At 30.9% G+C, this 21,175-nt stretch carries 23 protein-coding genes; 2 read left to right on the top strand and 21 right to left on the bottom strand.

Annotation, left to right across the window (positions count from 1 at the left end; translation table 11 throughout):
- Nucleotides 1-5: 5 nt before the first annotated feature.
- From ABDZ93_RS04750 to pta, 19 genes are all read right to left on the bottom strand, one after another.
- Nucleotides 6-752, bottom strand: a complete 747-nt coding sequence (locus ABDZ93_RS04750) for a ribonuclease HII (RefSeq protein ID WP_343824535.1) — start codon at nucleotides 750-752, stop codon at nucleotides 6-8.
- A 67-nt stretch (nucleotides 753-819) separates the two neighbouring features.
- Entirely contained in the window at nucleotides 820-1,683 is an 864-nt protein-coding gene (ylqF, locus tag ABDZ93_RS04755) for a ribosome biogenesis GTPase YlqF (protein WP_343824108.1), read from the bottom strand.
- Nucleotides 1,684-1,799: 116 nt separating this feature from the next.
- On the bottom strand, nucleotides 1,800-2,144 hold the full coding sequence (gene rplS, locus ABDZ93_RS04760; protein WP_035132767.1) for a 50S ribosomal protein L19: 345 nt from the start codon (nucleotides 2,142-2,144) through the stop codon (nucleotides 1,800-1,802).
- A 111-nt stretch (nucleotides 2,145-2,255) separates the two neighbouring features.
- Nucleotides 2,256-2,981, bottom strand: a complete 726-nt coding sequence (gene trmD / locus ABDZ93_RS04765; RefSeq protein ID WP_343824111.1) for a tRNA (guanosine(37)-N1)-methyltransferase TrmD — start codon at nucleotides 2,979-2,981, stop codon at nucleotides 2,256-2,258.
- Nucleotides 2,981-3,478 carry a ribosome maturation factor RimM gene (rimM, locus tag ABDZ93_RS04770; RefSeq protein WP_343824112.1) on the bottom strand — a complete coding sequence of 166 codons (498 nt, stop codon included), beginning with the start codon at nucleotides 3,476-3,478 and terminating at the stop codon, nucleotides 2,981-2,983. Before rimM ends, trmD begins: the two co-directional genes overlap by 1 nt.
- 255 nt (nucleotides 3,479-3,733) lie before the next feature.
- Nucleotides 3,734-3,961, bottom strand: coding sequence for a KH domain-containing protein (locus ABDZ93_RS04775; protein WP_343824114.1), 228 nt, complete (start codon nucleotides 3,959-3,961; stop codon nucleotides 3,734-3,736).
- Between the two features lie 29 nt (nucleotides 3,962-3,990).
- A complete protein-coding gene (gene rpsP, locus ABDZ93_RS04780; RefSeq protein WP_035132758.1) occupies nucleotides 3,991-4,233 on the bottom strand; it encodes a 30S ribosomal protein S16 in 243 nt (80 codons plus the stop codon).
- Between the two features lie 39 nt (nucleotides 4,234-4,272).
- Nucleotides 4,273-5,634 (bottom strand): signal recognition particle protein, encoded by a 1,362-nt coding sequence (gene ffh, locus ABDZ93_RS04785; protein WP_343824116.1) that lies wholly within the window; start codon nucleotides 5,632-5,634, stop codon nucleotides 4,273-4,275.
- A gap of 11 nt (nucleotides 5,635-5,645) precedes the next feature.
- Nucleotides 5,646-5,993: a putative DNA-binding protein gene (locus ABDZ93_RS04790; protein ID WP_343824118.1), complete on the bottom strand. Its 348-nt coding sequence runs from the start codon at nucleotides 5,991-5,993 to the stop codon at nucleotides 5,646-5,648.
- A gap of 70 nt (nucleotides 5,994-6,063) precedes the next feature.
- Nucleotides 6,064-6,975, bottom strand: coding sequence for a signal recognition particle-docking protein FtsY (ftsY, locus tag ABDZ93_RS04795; protein ID WP_343824120.1), 912 nt, complete (start codon nucleotides 6,973-6,975; stop codon nucleotides 6,064-6,066).
- A gap of 11 nt (nucleotides 6,976-6,986) precedes the next feature.
- Nucleotides 6,987-10,544 (bottom strand): chromosome segregation protein SMC, encoded by a 3,558-nt coding sequence (gene smc, locus ABDZ93_RS04800; RefSeq protein WP_343824121.1) that lies wholly within the window; start codon nucleotides 10,542-10,544, stop codon nucleotides 6,987-6,989.
- 232 nt (nucleotides 10,545-10,776) lie between these two features.
- Complete coding sequence (locus tag ABDZ93_RS04805) at nucleotides 10,777-11,862, bottom strand: elongator complex protein 3 (protein WP_343824123.1); 1,086 nt, start codon at nucleotides 11,860-11,862, stop codon at nucleotides 10,777-10,779.
- The gene (rnc, locus tag ABDZ93_RS04810; protein ID WP_343824125.1) at nucleotides 11,855-12,553 is read right to left on the bottom strand and encodes a ribonuclease III; all 699 of its coding nucleotides are present in this window, start codon (nucleotides 12,551-12,553) and stop codon (nucleotides 11,855-11,857) included. The genes ABDZ93_RS04805 and rnc overlap by 8 nt, the downstream gene beginning before the upstream one ends.
- Nucleotides 12,554-12,694: 141 nt before the next feature.
- The gene (gene acpP, locus ABDZ93_RS04815; protein ID WP_343824127.1) at nucleotides 12,695-12,925 is read right to left on the bottom strand and encodes an acyl carrier protein; all 231 of its coding nucleotides are present in this window, start codon (nucleotides 12,923-12,925) and stop codon (nucleotides 12,695-12,697) included.
- A 138-nt stretch (nucleotides 12,926-13,063) separates the two neighbouring features.
- Nucleotides 13,064-14,056: a phosphate acyltransferase PlsX gene (plsX, locus tag ABDZ93_RS04820; protein ID WP_343824129.1), complete on the bottom strand. Its 993-nt coding sequence runs from the start codon at nucleotides 14,054-14,056 to the stop codon at nucleotides 13,064-13,066.
- Nucleotides 14,057-14,158: 102 nt separating this feature from the next.
- Complete coding sequence (gene rpmF / locus ABDZ93_RS04825; protein ID WP_035132741.1) at nucleotides 14,159-14,341, bottom strand: 50S ribosomal protein L32; 183 nt, start codon at nucleotides 14,339-14,341, stop codon at nucleotides 14,159-14,161.
- Between the two features lie 2 nt (nucleotides 14,342-14,343).
- Nucleotides 14,344-14,886: a YceD family protein gene (locus ABDZ93_RS04830; RefSeq protein WP_343824132.1), complete on the bottom strand. Its 543-nt coding sequence runs from the start codon at nucleotides 14,884-14,886 to the stop codon at nucleotides 14,344-14,346.
- A gap of 200 nt (nucleotides 14,887-15,086) precedes the next feature.
- Complete coding sequence (locus ABDZ93_RS04835; protein WP_343824134.1) at nucleotides 15,087-16,283, bottom strand: acetate/propionate family kinase; 1,197 nt, start codon at nucleotides 16,281-16,283, stop codon at nucleotides 15,087-15,089.
- A 96-nt stretch (nucleotides 16,284-16,379) separates the two neighbouring features.
- Nucleotides 16,380-17,381: a phosphate acetyltransferase gene (gene pta / locus ABDZ93_RS04840; protein ID WP_343824136.1), complete on the bottom strand. Its 1,002-nt coding sequence runs from the start codon at nucleotides 17,379-17,381 to the stop codon at nucleotides 16,380-16,382.
- 177 nt (nucleotides 17,382-17,558) lie between these two features.
- Between pta and ABDZ93_RS04845 the strand changes: the two genes are divergently transcribed.
- The gene (locus tag ABDZ93_RS04845) at nucleotides 17,559-18,779 is read left to right on the top strand and encodes a nucleotidyltransferase (protein ID WP_343824138.1); all 1,221 of its coding nucleotides are present in this window, start codon (nucleotides 17,559-17,561) and stop codon (nucleotides 18,777-18,779) included.
- Between the two features lie 172 nt (nucleotides 18,780-18,951).
- On the top strand, nucleotides 18,952-20,130 hold the full coding sequence (gene ylbJ / locus ABDZ93_RS04850; protein ID WP_343824139.1) for a sporulation integral membrane protein YlbJ: 1,179 nt from the start codon (nucleotides 18,952-18,954) through the stop codon (nucleotides 20,128-20,130).
- Here the strand turns inward: ylbJ and ABDZ93_RS04855 are convergent.
- Together ABDZ93_RS04855 and coaD are read right to left on the bottom strand one after the other, a co-directional pair.
- Nucleotides 20,127-20,678: an ATP synthase subunit B family protein gene (locus tag ABDZ93_RS04855; RefSeq protein ID WP_343824141.1), complete on the bottom strand. Its 552-nt coding sequence runs from the start codon at nucleotides 20,676-20,678 to the stop codon at nucleotides 20,127-20,129. The two genes, ylbJ and ABDZ93_RS04855, sit on opposite strands and share 4 nt — an antisense overlap.
- Nucleotides 20,678-21,172, bottom strand: coding sequence for a pantetheine-phosphate adenylyltransferase (gene coaD / locus ABDZ93_RS04860; protein WP_343824143.1), 495 nt, complete (start codon nucleotides 21,170-21,172; stop codon nucleotides 20,678-20,680). Before coaD ends, ABDZ93_RS04855 begins: the two co-directional genes overlap by 1 nt.
- Between the last annotated feature and the right edge of the window lie 3 nt (nucleotides 21,173-21,175).

Here is a 21,175-nt window from a genome sequence, read left to right on the forward strand (position 1 = left end):
ATTAATTATTTGTTAAGTATATTTTTTATAAAACTTTCTCTATGAATTGGACAGCTACCATGGTGAATTATTGCATCTATATGCTCCTTGGTACCATATCCTACATTCTTATTAAAGTAATATTTTGTATATTTCTTACCATATTCTTCCATCATATTATCTCTATATACTTTAGCTATTATAGATGCACATGCAATGGCAGCACTTTTAGTGTCTCCTTTAATTACAGCTTCATTTCTAAGGTTAAATTCTCTTATAGTATATCCATCAGATAATACTATATCAGGAGTAACATTTAGTTCGTCCACCGCCATTTTAAAGATTTCATTGTTACAAAATCCTATACCTTTTTTATCTATTTCTCTGTTAGTTTTTAGTGCTATAGAATAACTTATTGCCTCTTTTTTTATTATCTCACTTAGCTCTTCTCTTACTTCTTTAGTTAGCTTCTTAGAATCATTTATTCGTAATATTAAATCCCTTGAGTTATTATCAAGAACTACTGCAGCGGCTACTATAGGCCCTGCTAGGGGTCCTCTTCCAACTTCATCTACACCTGCTACAATGTCATATCCATAGCTTTTATCAAAATCGTATAGTTTTTCTACTCTAGCATATTCATTTTTATAGTGCTCTACATACTTTTTTACGGTTTCTCCTAAAGCTCTTACATTTTTCCTATGATCCTTATTCAACACTTGATATATAGTTTCATAGTCTACTTCATGGCTACCTACATCCTTTAATGACATAAATCCTCGCACAGAAGATTTTATGTCGTTAAATCTCATAGTTTTAATTTCTTTCAAAAAATTTGTACTACTCATACTTATTTTCTATATCAGGTACCTCTAGTGAAATAGGACCTAACTTTCCCCCCCTAAATTCATCTAATAGCATTACAGCTACTCTATTATAATCTATGTTTCCACCTGAAATTATAGCACCTCTTTTTTTACCTATATTATCCATATTAGTAAGAGGATTTTCATCTAATTCTTTAAGCTTATATCTCTCCATAAGCCTTTCTCCATGGGTATTTTGAAGTCTTTCTATAAGCTTTAATGCCAACTCCTCAACATCCATTATTTCATCTTTTATAGCGCCAGTAAATGCTAAATTAAGCCCCACTGTATCATCTTCAAATTTAGGCCATAAAACTCCTGGAGTATCCATAAGTTCTATTCCCATCTTTGTTTTTATCCATTGTTTACTCTTTGTAACCCCAGGTCTATCTCCCGTTTTAGCAGCACTGTTTTTTGCCATCCTATTTATAAAGGTAGATTTTCCCACATTAGGTATTCCTACAACCATTACTCTGGTAATGATATTCACTACACCTTTACTTTTTAACCTGTCATGCTTTTCCTTTAAAAGCCCATCTAGAGTAGGTTTTATTTTGTTCAGACCTGACCCTGTAAGACAGTTAACAGACAATACTCTAGTTTTATCGTCAGATAATTTATTCACCCACTTCTTTGTTACATATTCCTCACTAAGGTCACTTTTATTAAATAATATTATTCTAGGCTTCTCACTGCAGATATCTTCAATGTCTGGATTGGAACTTGAAGAAGCTATTCTTGCATCGCGAATTTCTATTATTGCATCTACTAATTTTAGATTTTCTTTTATTTCTCTTCTGGTCTTTGCCATATGTCCAGGAAACCAGTTTATACTCATTTATCTCACTCCTAAGATTTTATAATTAGATATATTAACTATTTTAGTATTGACCACATTTAAAATAAATACTTCTATATATATAATAAAAAAAGGGACTATCTAGCCCCAATTTCTTACATTCTTTCTTTTACTTTCGCAGCCTTACCTACTCTATCTCTTAAGTAGAATAATTTAGCTCTTCTTACTTTTCCTCTTCTAACTACGTCGATTTTTTCTATAACAGGCGTATTTATTGGGAAAGTTTTTTCAACTCCAACTCCTGATGCAAATCTTCTTACTGTAAAAGTTTCTCTAGCTCCACCATTTTGTCTTTTAAGAACGGTACCTTCAAATATTTGAACTCTTTCTTTGTTACCTTCTTTGATTCTGATGTGAACTTTAACTGTATCTCCTACATTGAACTCAGGTAAGTCAGTTCTTAATTGTTCTGCTTCTATAGCTTTTATTATATCTAACATTGTGCATTCCCTCCTAAATTTTATTCTGACGTTCTTACTCACATTGGTGACAGAGGACCGCCCGTACTAGCACAATCCTCATTTTATCACATAATATTTCAATGTGCAATATTATTTATCCTTTTTATGATAATTCTCCAATAGCTTTTTATCTTCTTTAGTAAGCTCTATATTTTTATATAAGTCACTTCTTTTTTCCTTTGTAATCAGCAATGATTTAAGTCTTCGCCACTTTCTTATATTTTCGTGATGCCCAGATATTAATACCGCTGGAACTTCATCACCTTCAAAGGAAAAAGGTCTTGTATATTGAGGATATTCTAATAATCCTTCATAAAAAGATTCCTCTTCATAACTTTCATCACAGGATAAAACTCCTGGTATCATTCTAGCAATACTATCAACTACAGGTATACAAGCCATTTCCCCTCCAGTTAAAACAAAATCCCCTAGAGAAATCTCCATATCTATATATTTATATACTCTCTCATCTATACCTTCGTAATGACCACATAAAAATATTAACTCATCTTCTTTAGCAAGCTCTTTACACAATTCTTGGTTTAAAGTTTTACCTCTAGGACCTAAAAATATAACTTTTCCTTTATTTTTTTCTTTTAGATGTTTTATGGAGTTTACAATAGGTTCAGGAGTCATTACCATACCTGCTCCACCCCCATAAGGGTAATCATCAACCTTTTTATGTTTATTTGTAGAGAAGTCTCTTATATTAGTTGTATTTATAGATAATATACCTTTTTCCATGGCATTTCCTATGATGCTATGATTAAACATCTGAAACATCTCTGGAAATAAAGTTAAAATATCTATCTTCATTATTCAGACCATACCTTCACTGGTTTTATTATAATTTTATTATTTACTATGTCTACTTCTTCTACAATGGTTTTTAAAGCGGGAATTAACACGTCTTCTTTTCCTTCTGATTTAACCCAATATACATCGTTACTTCCCGTTGCAATAACATCATATACTTTTCCTAATTCTTCTCCATCTGTATCATAAACATAACAATCCATTAAGTCAGCAACATAATAGCTACCCTCTGGTAATTTTATAGCATCCTCTCTTTTAACTTGAAGATATTTATTTCTATAAAGATCAGCTTCTTCAATTGAGTCAATTCCTTCTATTTTTAATATAGCCCTATCCTTTTGAAGTTTAACTGATGTAATTTTTATCTCTTTATCATCTATGTATACCTTATCTAAGTCTCTAAATCTTTCTAAGCTATCTGTTAGAGAAAGCACCTTAACTTCTCCTCTTACTCCATGGGGCTTAGTTATCTGCCCAACACTCATCAATTCCCTCATCGTATATCTCCTCACAATTTAATTACTTAATATTATTAACACAAAAAATTTTCATAAACATTTATTTATCTAATGATTATCAGCTCTAATACTCCCATCTTCTTCAAAGTGGGACTTAAGAGCTGCTACGTCCCTGGATAACGAGTTCTAAGTATCGAAAATACTGATACTAAGAACTCTGTTTATTATAATAATTTCTTCTGATTCTTGTCAACTATAATAGATAAAAAAATAAGAGCTAGGTATTCCTAACTCTTATATTATCTCTACAACAACTCTTTTATTTTCTTTAATCGCTGCTGCTTTAACAACAGTTCTAATAGACTTAGCTATTCTTCCCTGTTTTCCAATTACTTTCCCCATATCTTCTTCAGCAACCTTTAATTCCAAAATTATAGAATGCTCTCCAGTAATTTCATTTACTTTTACAGAATCAGGGTTATCAACTAATGATTTCGCAATAATTGTAAGTAATTCTTTCATGGATTGCGCCTCCAATCAATTAAACTTTCCTATTTTATTCCTGCATTGTTGAAAAGTCTTTTAACTGTATCTGTTGGTTGAGCTCCATTTTTTACCCATTTAACTGCTTTCTCTTCATCGATTTTAACAGTTACAGGCTCTGTAGTTGGATTGTAGTATCCAATCTCTTCAACAAATCTTCCATCTCTTGGAGATCTTGAATCAGCAACAACTATTCTGTAGAAAGGAGCTTTTTTAGCACCCATTCTTCTTAATCTTATTTTTACTGCCATTATATTTTCACCTCCTTCAAAGGTTATGTTTATTTAAACTTAGAAAGGTAATTTTCCAAACAAGCCTTTTTTACCAAATTTACCAGCCTTGCCTCCAACGCCCTTCATCTGTTTCATCATTTTTTTCATCATCTCGAAGTCTTTTAAAAGCTTATTAACTGCTTGAATGTTAGAACCTGAGCCATCAGCTATTCTTTTCTTTCTAGATGGTGAAGAAGATACTATACTCGGATTTTTTCTTTCCTTTGCAGTCATGGAATGTATTATTGCTTCCATCTTCCCCATAGCCTTTTCACTTTGTGAAAAATCTACTCCCTTTAATTCCTTTGCATTGAAGCCTGGAATCATTTCAACTAACTTACCCATAGGTCCTAAATTTTTCATTTGGTTCATAGTTTCTAAAAAGTCCTCAAGATTGAATTCTTGATTCATCATTCTATTACCAAGTTCTGTAGCCTTCTTCTCATCGATAGCTGATTGAGCTTTTTCAATTAAAGAAAGTACATCACCCATACCAAGGATTCTTGATGCCATTCTCTCTGGATGAAAGATTTCTAAATCTGTCATCTTCTCACCCATACCTACATATTTTATAGGTTTTTCAGTGATTGCTTTAATAGATAGTGCAGCACCACCTCTAGTATCACCATCTAACTTGGTAATAATAACTCCTGTAATATCTAGTGTATTATTAAAGGTTTCAGCTACATTTACTGCATCTTGACCTGTCATAGCATCTACAACTAATAAAATTTCTGATGGATTTATTGAAGCTTTTATGTCTTCAAGTTCCCCCATAAGAGCTTCATCTATGTGAAGTCTTCCTGCTGTATCCACAATGACTACATTAGCTCCAATGCTCTTAGCATGTTCAATAGAAGCTTTTGCAATATCTACTGGGCTATTTTTATCTCCCATAGTGAATACTGGAACATCTATTGACTTTCCTACAACTTGTAGTTGTTTTATAGCTGCTGGTCTATAAACATCACATGCAACTAATAATGGCTTTTTATTGCTTTTTCTAAGATTTAGAGCAAGCTTTCCTGCCATGGTAGTTTTACCTGCACCTTGGAGACCAACTAACATTATCATAGTTATTCCATTGTTAACAAATTCTATTTTCTTTTCAGTAGTTCCCATTAATTCAGTTAGTTCTTCATTAACTATTTTAACTACTTGCTGACCTGGAGTTAAACTTTCCATAACCTGGTCACCAAGACATTTTTCACTAACAGACTTTACAAAGTTTTTAACAACTTTATAATTTACATCGGCTTCTAAAAGAGCAAGTTTTACTTCTCTCATAGCCTCTTTGATATCTTTCTCTGAAAGCTTACCTTTACCCTTTAGCTTTTTTATGGTCTCTTGTAATTTGGAAGATAGTCCTTCAAAAGCCATATGAAAACCTCCTATACATTCTCTTCTATATCTTTAATTATATGGTCTATTTCTTTTTTTATATTTTCTTCAGAAGTAGTACCTTTTAATTTTTGTAATTTGTTAATAATTTCAGTTTTAGAGTTTTCTATAGCTAAGGTTTTTTTCATTAAGTTAAGTTTGCCTTCATACTCTTCTAAAAGATTACCACATCTTTTAATTAAGTCATGAATTGCTTGCCTACTAGTATTATTAACTTCTGCTATTTCTGATAGAGATAAGTCATTATTATAATATAAATCCATAATATCTCTTTGTTTATCAGTAAGTAATAAGTTATAAAAATCTAGCAAAATTGATATTTCAACTCTTTTTTCCATATAATCACCCAACTCACAAAACTTATATTAACAAATTAATTTTAGGCTGTCAAGTATTTTTACTTAACAGTTAAAATAAAGCTTCTACAAAATCTCTAGAATTAAATTCTTGAAGATCATCTATGCCTTCACCTACGCCTATATATCTAACTGGAATATTTAAAGTATGTTTTATAGAGATAACTATACCACCCTTAGCTGTACCATCTAGCTTTGTTAGAATTATACCATCTATAGGGCATACCTCCATAAATTGTTTTGCTTGAATAACTGCATTTTGTCCAGTAGTAGCATCTAAAACTAATAAAGTTTCCTTTTTAGCTTCTCCATACTCTCTATCGATAACTCTATTGATCTTTCCAAGCTCATCCATAAGATTTTTCTTATTATGAAGTCTACCTGCTGTATCACAAATTAACACATCAACTTTTCTAGCTTTTGCAGCCTGTACTGCATCATATATAACAGCTGCTGGATCTGAACCTTCTTGATGTTTTATTAAATCCACATTGGCTCTATTACTCCAAACTTCTAGCTGATCTATAGCTGCTGCTCTAAAAGTATCTGCTGCTGCTAATAAAACTTTATAATTATTATTTTTAATTCTAGCAGCCATTTTTCCTATGGATGTAGTTTTTCCTACTCCATTAACACCAATGACTAATCTTACTTCCGGTATTGTCTCTGGTATTATTGAGGTATCATAGTCTCCTAGCATCTCCATAATTATAGATTTCATAGCTGGAAGTATCTCTTCAGTATCATCGATTCTTTCAGAAATAACCTTTTTTCTAAGCCTTTCAATGACCTCTATTGAGGTCTCTACTCCTATATCACTAGTTATTAATACTTCTTCTAATTCTTCATATAAATCATCATCTATAGTAACTGCAAGCTTTAATACCTGAGTCACTGCATCATTTATAGTATTTCTAGTTTTGCTAAGTCCCTGTTTTAACTTATCAAAAAATCCTCCAAACATGTTAAGCCTCCTTATTTCTTATTAAATTCCATGGATACTACCTTAGATACACCCTTTTCTTCCATAGTAACTCCATAAATCATATCACTGGTTTCCATGGTTCCTTTTCTGTGAGTTATTACTATGAACTGTATATTTTCCGAGAATTTCTTTAAAAATTCTCCATATCTAAGTACATTAGCATCATCTAATGCTGCCTCAATCTCGTCTAGTATACAGAATGGAGTTGGCTTCATCTTTAGGATTGCAAACAGTAGTGCAATGGCTGATAAAACCTTCTCTCCTCCTGATAGTAGGTTTATGTTTTGAAGTTTCTTTCCTGGTGGTTCTACATCTATTTCAATCTTACAAGTAAGTTCATCATCTCCTTGAAGACTTAAATCAGCACTTCCACCCTTAAATAACTCCTTAAAAGTCTCATTGAAGTAAATCCTAAGCTGCTTAAAATTCTCCATAAACACATCTCTCATCTTTTCAGTTATCTCGCCTATGAATTCAATTATTTCTTCCTTAGACTTAACTAAATCTTCCCTTTGTGTACTCATAAAGGTATACTTTTCATTTACTTCTTTAAATTCCTCTATGGCTCCTAGGTTAACTACTCCAAGATCACTTATTCTCTTTTTCAATTCTGCAACTTCATTCTTTAATATAGCTATATCATAACCCTCCAGCTTAAAACTTAATCCTTCTGCAAGGGTAAGATTATACTCTTCATTAAGCTTCTTTAAAAGAGCTTCTTCTTCTGATTCAATTTTAGCTAAAGAAATTTGATTTTTATGAATTTCCTTTTCTAGTTTATCTAATTGTAAATCAATATCTTCAATTTTTGAAGTTATAACTGGTATTTTCTCTTTTATTTTTATCTTTTCTACCTGGCTTTCTTCAAAGAACTGCTCTAACTCCTTAAGTAACTTAATAATCCCCTTAGTACTTTCAGTACTTTTAGATATATTTATGTTATATTCTTCCTTAGCTAAAGCAGATGCCTCTATATCTCTTAAGTTACTTTCAATTAGCCTTTTCTCTCTATCTACTGCCTGGTTCATCCTATCTAATTCTTGAATATTGTTACTGATAACTTCTAAAAGTTTTGCCTTATTTATTTTTACAGAAGTTAACTCATCTTTAATGGCATCTATATATAAGTTTTTACCCTTAGTTTTATTATTATGTTCATCATATTGCCCTTCTAATTCTCTCGCTTTCTCTTTAATCTGAGTTAATTCCTGCTCTGAAAGAGTTAATTTAGCTTTTAGACCTTTAATTTTTTCTTCTTCCTTACCCAGGTATTCACTAGCTCTTTGAAGTTCTCTTTTATTTCTTAATTCCTCTTCTGTGACCCTAGAGATTTCACCCTTAATCTTTGTAATATTAATATTCTCGTAGTGTATTTCATCTCTTAAGTTAAGGCCTCTATCATCTAGTTCTTTAATCTCAACATTAGCTGATCTTATTTCTTCATTTTTAAGAGCAACTATTCCGTGACTTTCTTCTACTTGCTCAGTTAATTTTTCAATTTCTCTCTTTCTACCAATAACATTAGCATTTTTAGAATAGCTTCCTCCTGTTAGTGAGCCGCCCGGATTAAATATTTCTCCATCTAATGTAACAATCCTATATTTATAGCCACTAATTTTAGATATATGTAGTCCATTATCCATAGTATCACATACAAGAGTTTTGCCTAAAACTTGATCAATAACACCCTTAAATTTATCCTCAAATTCTATAAGTTCACTAGCAATACCTATATACCCATTAGTATCCCTTACAGTTCTATCTACCACTAAGTTTTTACCTTTAACTATGTTTATAGGCATAAAGGTTGCTCTTCCTATTTTACTACTTTTCAAGAAATTAATAAGATTTTTAGCTATAAGTTCATCCTTAGTGACAATATTAGATATACTAGCTCCCATCGCAATCTCTATTGCCCTTTCAAACCTCTCTGGAACCTTTATTATATCTCCAAGTACATAGCAATCCTCATTTGCTTTATAATTCTTACTACTCTCTATGTGTTGCATAAGAAGTTTTACAGATCTATTATATCCTTCATAGGAATTCTCTAAAGTTATCAAAGCATTTAACCTAGCTTCTTTATTGCCTTGTTCTCTTACTATTTCTTTTAATTTTTTCTCTAAAATCTCCAAATTATGCTTACACTTAGATAGTTTTTTTCTATTTTCCTTAACTTCCTCTTCATGTTTAGCAATATTAATACCAGCCTTACTCTCTTCTTCTATTAAATGATCCTTGGTCTTGTTATTTATTAATATAGAATTTTTAAAAGTTTGAACATCTAATATTAAGTTTTCTACACTGCCACTGCTAATTTCAATGTTATTCTTTAAAATATCTATTTCGCTAGTTTTAGAATTAATATTATTATAATACTTAAATTTTACTTTCTCTAATTCCTTCAGCTTGTTATTATCACTAGTTACACTATTTAATACATTAGTTAACTCCACTTCTTTTTCTTCTATTTTATTATTTATGTCTAGTTCTTCTTCTTTTAAGGCAGCTATACTCTTTCTTTGATTTTCGATTTTTAGATGCGCCTCTTCAATATACTGATTTTTTTGTAGTATTTCGCTATTTAATCTATTTATAGTTTCTTCCAAATGTAATATTTTCTCTTCAAAGAGTTTAACTTCTCCAAGTACTCCTTGATGTTTATTTTGACTCTCATAATAAATCTTTTTCTTCTCTTCTAAAATATTATTTAAAGTCTCTAACTCTTCATTTCTCTTTTCATAAGCCAGCTTTAATTCATGTTTTTCTTTCTGCAAGGTGTCTATATTTGCAGTTACCCCATTTATGATATTGTTGTATCTATCTATGTTATTCTTAGTTTTCTCCAAAAAATCTATGATTATATTAACTTCCTTTACTTTTATCACTTCAGAAGCCTCTAAGAATATCTTAGCTTTTTCACAATCGTCTTCTAATGATGGAAGCCTTTCTTCGTAGGTAGAAATAATATCATTTATTCTAATAAGATTTTGCTCTGTATTATCAAGTTTTTTCTCAGCCTCTTCTTTTCTTGTTTTATATTTTACTATACCGGCTGCCTCTTCTAATAGCTTTCTTCTATCCTCTGACTTTGCACTTAAGATTGCATCAATTTTACCTTGGCCTATTAAGGAATATCCTTCCTTACCTATTCCTGTATCCATAAATAAAGCTTGTACATCTTTTAACCTACATACAGTATTATTTATTAAATACTCACTTTCTCCAGATCTATACAATCTTCTTGCTACGGTTACCTGGGAATAGGCTATATCTAAATCAGAGTCGCTATTATCTAAAGTAAGGGAAACTTGAGCAAGACCTACAGGTTTTCTATATTGAGTACCTGCAAAGATTACGTCTTCCATTTTGTCTCCCCTAAGATTCCTAATACTTTGTTCACCCAGAACCCACCTTACAGCATCTGAGATATTACTTTTTCCACTTCCATTGGGACCTACAACTACAGTTACTCCTTGCTTAAATGTAAGTTCCGTCTTATCTGCAAAGGATTTGAATCCTCTTATTTCGATAGATTTTAAGAACATCTATTCACACTCCTAAGCCCCTAAAATAATAGGTAAAATAAGTACTGCAGCCATAGCAATGCATATACAAGTAGTTATTATTTTTATATACTTTTCTCTTTTCTTCTTAGTAATCCTCATAAAACTCACTCCTAACTTTAATTTAATATCTTTATCTTAAATAAAGTATCCTCTTAGTTATAATAGGATACTTTAAAATATATATTTACTTCAACCTATATAATAAAAGATTTTATTGAAATTTAAGTTTTAAATAATCCTTTTGATTAATTATATCTAACTTTGTGCCATTATAAAACCCTATGGAAGACTTTTCTATATTTCTTTCTTGAATTACAGATATTTCTCTACACTTTAATTTTTTTAAAAGCAGATTAAAATATTGCTTTTTATTAGAATAAAGCTTAGATATATCTTTAGGATTTATATATATTTTGCATCCATCTATTTTTTTATCTTTATAATAGTCATAAATTATATCGCAGTATACACTACTCTCCATGAGTTCTCTAAAAGCAGGATGAAAAGGTCCATCTATCACATCTCCATCAGCACTAATCTCTTCTGTAGGTTGAAGACCTATTCGGATAACCTTTATATCATTACTCTCCATCATTCCGTAAACTATCTTACTTATATCTACAGCTTCCTCTAAAGTATATGGCTTATATTTGCCTTCCTTTAAGAGTTTTTCCATAGGTGTTGCCTTAATAACTAAGGATGGATATATTCTACAGATATCTGGACTCATAGAAATACTTTTTCTAGTAGTTTCAATATCCTTCTCTCTTGTATCACCTGGAAGTCCTAGCATTATTTGATGTCCTAAGGTAAATCCATATTCTTTTATTAACTTTGATGCCTTCTCCACATCTTCTGCACTATGACCTCTTCCTGACTTATGTAAAACTTCTTCATCTAATGATTGAACTCCTAATTCTATAATATCTACATGGAAGCTTTTAAGATGTTCTAAAATCTCTTGATCTATATAATCTGGTCTTGTAGATAATCTTATAAATTTAACCTTTCCTATTTTTTTATAGTATTGAGCTACCGATAATAATTCTCTTTGGATACACATATTAATTCCAGTAAAAGTACCACCGAAAAATGACACCTCAATTATAGCATCACTACTATCTATAGTTTCTAAGTAATCCTCTATGACTTTTTTCACATAATTTCCATCTACATTTCCTGTGCTACCAGCTACCCCTGCGTCTCCAGTAATACTATCCTGATTACAAAACACACAAGTATGAGGACACCCTATATGAGGAACAAATATAGGTATTATATAATGATTTTTACTCACTAATATCACCCCTCTTAATTAGAACCTCCCTAGCTGCCATTTGCTCAGCTTCTTTTTTACTATATCCTGAGCCATTTCCCTCAGCTTCTCCATTAATTAATACTTTCACAAAAAATTCTCTTCTGTGAGGCGGTCCTTCAAAGTTAATAAGAGTATAAGAAATATCTACATCTCCATTTTTTTGTAATGTTTCTTGAAGCTTGGTTTTGTAGTCTAAAATTATTTCATTTTTAACCGCTTTAATAATAATTGAACTAAAATTATTAAGAACAAATTCCTTAGCTACTAGAAGTCCTTGATCTAAGTACACTGCAGCAATAATAGCTTCTACAGCATCAGCTAAAATTGATACTCTGGTTCTACCACCAGTTAACTCTTCCCCCTTGCTCATATATATGTATTTTCCCAATTCCCACTTTTTAGCTATTTCAAATAAAGAATTTTCACATACAATTAAAGCTCTTACCTTAGTAAGGTACCCTTCAGTTTCGTCTTTGTGATTGGTAAACAAATATTCAGATATAATTAATTCTAAAACTGTGTCTCCTAAAAATTCTAAGCGTTCATTAAAGGCTGTATTCCTCTCATTAGCATAAGAACTATGAGTTATGGCTGTTTGTAATAAATTTAAATCTTTAAAATCAATTCCTAATTTATTTTTTAATTCAAATGTGTTTTTTAATATTTTCATCTTTTTACCTCTTTCACCAAGGTTTATTCTTCAATTTATCTAAATAATGTACTAACTTTATATCAATCTTAGTATTCAAGTAAATAAATTCAAGAATAAATCTAAAAATAAGGTTCCGCATTTCTACGGAACCTGCTGATATTATTCTTCTACTCGCGCTTTTATGTAGTCAACTACATCTCCCACGATAGTTATTTTTTCTGCATCTTCATCAGGGATTTCCATGTCAAATTCCTCTTCAAGGGCCATAATTAATTCAACTAAGTCCAATGAGTCTGCTCCTAAATCATCAACAAATCCAGAGTCCATAGTTATATCATTTTCATCTATGCTTAGTTGCTCCGCGATTTTTGCTCTTATTTTTTCAAACATTTTATTTACCTCCTAAAAATTCAATATAATATCACTATTTAATATAATAGCATATTGGATAATAATCAACTATTTATTTATAAATACTATATTATAATATACTAAACCTATGAAATTTTATTCACTTATTTTAAAATTTTATTTTTCTTCTTTAAAAGCATCTTTAACTTTATCTAGTACTTTTGTATCATAATAGGTTTTAGAAAGCTTAATTGCATTTTTTAAAGCCTTGGAATCGGAACTTCCATGAGCTTTTATGCAAATACCATCAACTCCTAAAAATGCAGCTCCACCATACTCCTTATAATCATAGTGCTTTTTAAATTTCTTAAATACAGGCTTTAGTAATAGTCCACCTATTTTTGTTGTTGTGGAACTCACTATTTCATTTTTAAGCTCACTGAATATGGTTTCTGCAACACCTTCATACATCTTTAATACGGTATTGCCTACAAAACCGTCACATACAAGGACATTTACTTCTCCTTTAGGAATTTCTCTTGGCTCTACATTTCCTATAAAGTTAATATTCTCTTGTCTTAAAAGTTGGTAAGCTTCCTTTGTTAATTCATTCCCCTTTTCTTCCTCTGATCCTATATTTATAAGACCTACACTAGGATTTGTAACAGTTAATACATTTTCAAAGTATACCTTACCCATTTGAGCAAATTGAGTTAAATAATGAGGTTTACAATCTGCATTAGCTCCTACATCTATTATCATAAATGGACCATTTTTACCCGGCATAACCGGAGCTAGTGCTGGTCTGCTTATACCTTTAATTCTCTTTACAATAAGAGTACAGCCTGCTAAGAAGGCTCCTGTACTTCCAGCAGATACAATTGCATCCGCTTCCTTATTTTTAACTAATTCCAAAGCTTTCACAAGAGATGAATCTTTTTTAGTCTTTAGCGCTTTTACTGGGGCTTCATTAGTTGAAATAACTTCTGTAGTATTTAAAATAGTTATTCTTTCCTTATTATATTCATATTTTTCTAACTCTTTTTTTATAAGCTCTTCTTGACCTGTTATTATTATATGTATATCATATTCTTTTTGTGCAAGGACACAGCCTTCTACTATAGCTTCAGGTGAATTATCTCCACCCATTCCATCAACTACAACTTTCATAGTAACCCCCTTCATGATTTTAAAATATTTAAATACATTATATATTTTTTTCATTAAAATTTCCACATAAAAAAATAAAAAGAAAGTCTATCGACTTTCTTCCTATTCCTCAGTTGAAACAACTTCTCTATTCTTGTAGTAACCACAGTTCTTACAAACTCTGTGAGCAAGCTTCATTTCGTGGCATTGAGGACACTCTACTATTCCTGGTAAGCCAAGTTTAAAAGTTTGAGCTCTTCTTGAATCTCTTCTTGCTTTTGAAAATTTTCTAGCTGGATTTCCCATTATTACACCTCCTTATGGTTAGAAAACATTTGTGATAGCTTTTCAAGTCTAGGGTCTACATAAAAATCAGTACAAGAACATTGTCCTAAATTTAAATCTTTCCCACAAGTCTGGCATAAGCCTTTGCAATCCTCTTTACATAACCTTTTAACAGGTAATTCAAGTAGAATACTGTTTTCAATAATTTCATAAATATCTATATTCTCAGTATTGGTTGAGATAATCTCACAATCATCAGTGTTTGATATTTCTTCCTCTATATGTACCTTAATTTCATAAGAAAAAGCTTTTGTACATCTAGAACAATTTAATAATACTTCAGTATCTACGTCACCAATAAGTTCTATAATTTCCTTTTTGCGACGCAAAAACCCATTAAACTTAATAGATTTGGAGTATTTTACCATTTCACTGCCATCGAAAAACTTATCTTTCTCAATTTCGATATTTATATTCTTTCTTTCATAGTTCTTATCATTTAAATCTTTAAAGTTTATAATCATAACAACACTCTGAAAAAACATAATATACGTGTTTTTTCTCATATAACTAAGACTAGTTATATATAATGCAAAATGCATAGCTTGAGTAAAGCTCCAACTTCCCTCCTTAAGTTAAGTAAATATATCATTCAAACACAAGTTATTATATAAATTATACCGATAAAAGTCAAGGTAATTTACACATGTATATTTTTTCCTTAAGGTTAAAAGCTATTTTTTTACTCAAGCACATAACAATTTAATTATTTTGAAGTAAGTTCTTTAGTATCTCTTGCTATTACTAATTCTTCATTTGTAGGAATAACAAATACTTTTACTTTAGCTCCATCTTTGCTTACTTCTGTAGCTTTTCCTCTTACATTGTTTTTAGCATCATCTATTTCAATCCCTAAGAATTCTAAGCCTTTACAGATTTGAGCTCTAGTTTCTATAGCATTTTCTCCAAGACCTGCTGTAAATACAACTGCGTCTACTCCGCCCATTGCTGCAGCATAAGCACCAATCATTTCTCTTACTCTGTAGTCATATACATCTAAAGCAAGAACTGCTCTTTCATTTCCTTCTTTAGCAGCATCTTCTATATCTCTGAAGTCACTACTTACTCCTGATAATCCAAGAACTCCTGATTGTTTGTTCATTAAATTATCAACTTCTTTAGCTGTCATTTTTCCTTCATTCATTAAGAATGTAACTATAGCAGGGTCAATGTTTCCACATCTAGTTCCCATTGCTATTCCTTCAAGTGGAGTGAATCCCATACTTGTATCTACACAGTGACCATCTTTTATAGCAGCTAAGCTAGCTCCATTTCCAAGGTGACAAGTGATGATTTTAACATCCTTTATGTCTTTGCCCATTAATTTAGCACATTCTGCTGATACATATTTGTGAGATGTTCCATGGAAACCATATTTTCTTATTCCATATTTAGTGTATAACTCATATGGTAGTGGGTACATGTAAGCAGTTTTTGGCATTGTTTGATGGAATGCTGTATCGAATACTGCAACCATTGGAGTATTTGGCATTAAGCTCTTACAAGCATTAATTCCAATTATGTTTGCTGGATTATGAAGTGGTGCAAGTTTTACACACTCTTCTAAGCTTGCCATAACCGCATCATCTATTACTACAGACTCTGAGTATTTTTCTCCACCATGAACAACTCTGTGTCCTACTGCTGATATTTCATCCATTGAAGATATAACTCCATGGTTACCATCAACTAATGCGTCTAAAACTAATTTTATTGCATCTTTGTGGTCAGCCATTGGTTGATCTATTATATATTTATCTCTTCCTGGAACCTTTTGAGTTAAAATTGAACCTTCAATTCCTATTCTTTCAACTAATCCTTGTGCTAAGCTCTCTTCTGTTTCCATGTTTATTAATTGGTATTTTAATGAAGAACTTCCACAGTTTATTACTAATACTTTCATTCTTATTTCCTCCTGACGCATTTGTAATATATTAATATATCATTATATTAGATTACAATATATTTTTAATTAAATCAATATTATATTTTCAGGTATTTATTTGCTATTTTGTGCTTGTACTGCTGTAATTGCTACAACATTTACTATGTCATCTACACTACATCCTCTTGAAAGGTCATTTATTGGTTTTGCAAATCCTTGACATACTGGACCTATAGCTTCAGCTCCTGCAAATCTTTGAACTAATTTATATCCAATATTTCCTGCTTGTAAATCTGGGAATATTAAAACGTTAGCATTTCCTGCTACTGTACTATTTGGAGCCTTAAGTCCTGCTACTTTGTCAACTATAGCTGCATCTAATTGTAATTCTCCATCTATTGCAAGATCTGGTCTAGCTTCTTTTGCCATTGTTGTAGCTTCTACAACCTTATTTACATTTTCATGTTTAGCACTTCCCATGGTTGAGAAAGATAACATTGCAACCTTTGGATCTATTCCACATAGAGTCTTTGCATTTTCTGCTGTACTTATAGCTATTGATGCAAGCTCTTCTGATGTTGGATTAGGATTAACTGCACAATCTCCAAATAATAAAGTGCCATTATCTCCATATGGTGAGTTTTGAAGTTCCATAACAAAGAAGCTTGAAACTACTTTTATTCCTGGAGCTGTTTTTATAATTTGAAGTCCTGGACGTAATAAATCACCTGTGCTATGTACTGCTCCTGAAACTAACCCATGGGCATCTTCTAGTTTAACCATCATTGTTCCATAATAAACAGGGTCTTTAACTGTTTGTAGTGCTTTTTCCTCTGTAACACCTTTATTTTTTCTAAGTTCATAAAATGCTTTTGCATACTCTGCTGTCTTTGGTGATACTTCTGGATCTACAATTTCAATTCCATCAATATTTACTCCGAAGCTCTTAGCATTTTCCTTAATTTTAGCCTCGCTACCTACTAATATAACTCTAGCTATTTTATTTTTTTGGATAATTTCTGAAGCCTTTAAATTTCTTTCTTCTTCACCTTCTGGAAGTACTATTGTCTTCATCTCTTGCTGTGCTAATTTCCATACCTTTTGTGTAAAACTCATTTTTTCTTACCCCTTTCAGTAAAAATATTCTAAATATCCCTTATTACTATACCCCTTTTTACATATATTTTTCAACCTCTATATTGAATTTTTTTTATTTAATTTAATAATATGTCTATGATAATTAACATTTTTTTGATATAATCTATGGTTATATAAGTACAGGAGGTAATTCAAATGAAAATATCAGGCATTATTGTGGAATATAATCCTCTTCATAATGGACACCTTTTTCATATAAATAAAACTAAAGAATTAACTAATAGTGATTTAATTATTGCAGTTATGAGTGGGAACTTTAATCAAAGAGGTATTCCCTCCGTAGTAGATAAGTGGAAAAAAACTTCAATGGCTTTAAATAATGGTGTAGATATTGTTTTAGAACTCCCTGCAATATACAGTCTATCTTCTGCAGAATTCTTTTCTAATGGCTCTATAAGTCTTCTTAATAGTCTAGGGATAGTAGATTCAATTTGCTTTGGAAGTGAAGCTGGAGATGTAAACTTTCTTAAGGAAGTATCTCACCTGCTAGTAGAGGAACCTCCTTTATTTAAATCCTTACTGAAAGAAGAATTGGATGAAGGATTACCATTTCCAAAGGCCCGTTCTTCAGCTTTAATTCACTATTTAGAAGGAAAAAATTATTATAATGAAAAAGATTTAGTTGATAATCTAAGTTCTTCTAATAACATTTTAGGTATTGAATACCTTAAAAGCTTAAAGAAGCTTCATAGCAATATTGTGCCATATACTATAAAAAGAGAAGGCGGGGCTTACAATAGTACTAACTTAAATAATATATTCTCAAGTGCCACTTCTATTAGAAAAATATTAAAATCAAATGCTTTAATAGAAGAATTAGTATCCCATGTTCCTCCTAGTGTTTACGAGAATATAGTAGAACTCAAGAACCTAAATTATAATTTTCCCTTTGATTATATGATGTTTCCGTATATAAAGTATAAAGCCATGACTAGCAAAGAAAACTATTTTGAATTAATTCCAGACTCTTCTGAAGGTCTCCACAATAAGATATTAACTACATTAAAAGATGCAAAAGATTATGAACACTGTATCGAAATGATAAAAAGTAAACGATATACCTATACTAGAATTAGTAGAATACTATGTCAGTACTTTCTAGGCTTTTATGAATACAATACTATAGAAATGCGTAAAGCCCCTTGTCCATACGCTCGTATTTTGGGCTTCACTAAAAATGGAGCTACAGCTTTAAAATCAATGAAGAGCAACTCTTCTATACCAATATATTCAAAACTACCAAAGGATATAAGTCCTACCTTAAGTTTGGACCTACAATGCACTAGTGGCTATAGTATTCTAAACCCTTCTATAAGTGCTAAGGAAGATTATCTACAAAGCCCTATTATATTATAGATATAAAATTTTTTCTTCAAGGAACCATATCAAAATAACCTAAATCTTAGATTAATTTTTAGTGAATTGTTTTGAGACTGTACCTTGAAGTTTTTATTTTCCTTGATTTTATATCATATATTACCATAATAAAAAATATATTTAAGTATATCAATTTAAAAGGATTATTTATATGAAGGTATTATTGTTTATTGTAATCGTACTTATTATATTGTTAATATATTTATTATTAAGAAAATCATCAAAAAACCTACTACTTACAGCGGTATTTTCTCTTTTAATTATTTACATTATACTGAATCCCCAAAATTGCATATCCTTTACTATCCGTGGAGCCAAATTGTTTTTTTACTCGGTATTTCCATCACTATTTCCTTTTTTGGTTATAGTTAATTTAATTTTTTCTTTTGGAGGTATAGAAATCTATTCTAAATTTCTAGGTAAAATCCTATGTACTCCTTTAAGACTGCCCAAGGAATGTAGTGTAGTTATTTTAGCTAGTTTATTTTGTGGATATCCTCTTGGCTCTAGATATGCTTGTGAACTCTATGAAAGGAAGATTATTGATAAACCAACCCTAGAAAGACTTTTAAATATAGCCACCAATGGAAGCCCTCTGTTTATTATAGGCACCGTTGGTACTGCAATGCTCCATAGTGCATTTTTAGGCTATATACTTCTCATTTCAAATGCTTTGTCTTGTATTGTTATGGGGTTAATATTACCTACTAAAAAGACTAGTAAATATATATCCTATAGCAATTCTTCTGTTGCTGCTACACAGATAAAAGAAAATATTAACTTTGGAGTAGCTATAAAAAATGCCCTTGAAGATGCTACTAAAACTTGCTTATCCATAGGTAGTTTTGTAGTTATCTTTTCTGTAATTATAAACATAATAAAAAGCAGTGGAATATATCACACTGCTCTTATTTCTTTATGTAATTCGGGTATTTTTAATTACGATCTCCTTGATGGAATCGTCCTTGGATTTATAGAAATTACTAACGGATGTAACATTGTAGCTACAAGCTCCTTAACCCTAAATATTAAAATTCTTATATGTAGCTTCTTAATAGGTTTTAGTGGTCTATCTATCACCTTCCAAGTATACTCCTTTGTTTACAAATATAAAGTATCAATGAAAAAATATTTATCTCTAAAACTTGTTCAGGGACTAATTTGCACCTTGATAACATTGTTATTCTTAAAGCTCCACTTTTCTCTAGCTGAGCAAGAAACCTTTTTCATGAACAATACTGTGCTATCATCTAAAACAGGATTTTTAGTCCTACTAATATTTATATTTACTCTCCCTGTTATATTTAAAAAGCTACGAGATTGTTTTTAATCATTTCCTAATTCTTTAATATTTTCTCTTACCTTAGATGTAGTGGAAGAAATTTCTTTATATAACTTTACAAGCATTTCTTCCATTTCATTTTGTATAACCTTTAAAGACTCTTCTCCTATAATATCTATATCCTTTTGTAAATTACTCAAGGTATTGTCTGCATAATTCATAACGCCAAATTTCAAATCCTTAGCTTGCTTATTAGCTTCACCTTTAATTTTTTTTGCTTCCTCATTGGCATTTTCTAATATTTCTTCTGCTTCTTTTTTAGCAGCTACTAACACATCACAGTTTTCATATTCTTGTTGTGCTCTTTTTCTACTTTCTTCCATAATATGTTTTGCTTCACTTCTTGCTTCATCTAAGATTATTTCTTTACGATTCATTAAATTTTTAGCTTCTTCAAATTCATCTGGTAACAATTTTCTCATTTCATTAAGAGTTTTTAAGACCTCTTTTTTATTAATAGATACTTTACCTACTAAATTCTTTGGTGACATATCAATAGTTTGTTGTAGATAATCTAATAGTTCTAATACCTTCACTATAATTCCCCCTCAAAACTTTTAGCTCTCTCTCTAATTTCACCCTCTAATTCTTTTGGAATTAAACCATCTAAATGTCCCTTAAACAAAGCCACTTGCTTTATAGCTGATGAGCTAAGATAAGAGTACTTAGAGTTAGTCATCATGAACATAGTTTCTTTTGTTTTATCAAGCTTTTTATTCATTAATGCCATCTGAAATTCATAATCAAAATCTGACATAGACCTAAGTCCCTTAACCATTACATCACTGTCTTCTGCTTCCATAAAATCAACTAAAAGGCCTGTAAAACTTTTTACTTTTACATTTGGCAAAGATTTAACAACTCTTTCTATTTGATCTATTCTTTCTTCGATACTAAACCACCCACTTTTGTTAGGATTTAGTAATACACCTACTGTAACTTCATCAAATACGTATGAACATCTTTTTATAATATCTAAGTGACCATTTGTTATTGGGTCAAAACTTCCTGGATAAACTGCTTTAATCATTTT

Source organism: Clostridium subterminale (assembly GCF_039521425.1).
GTDB lineage: Bacteria > Bacillota > Clostridia > Clostridiales > Clostridiaceae > Clostridium_J > Clostridium_J subterminale.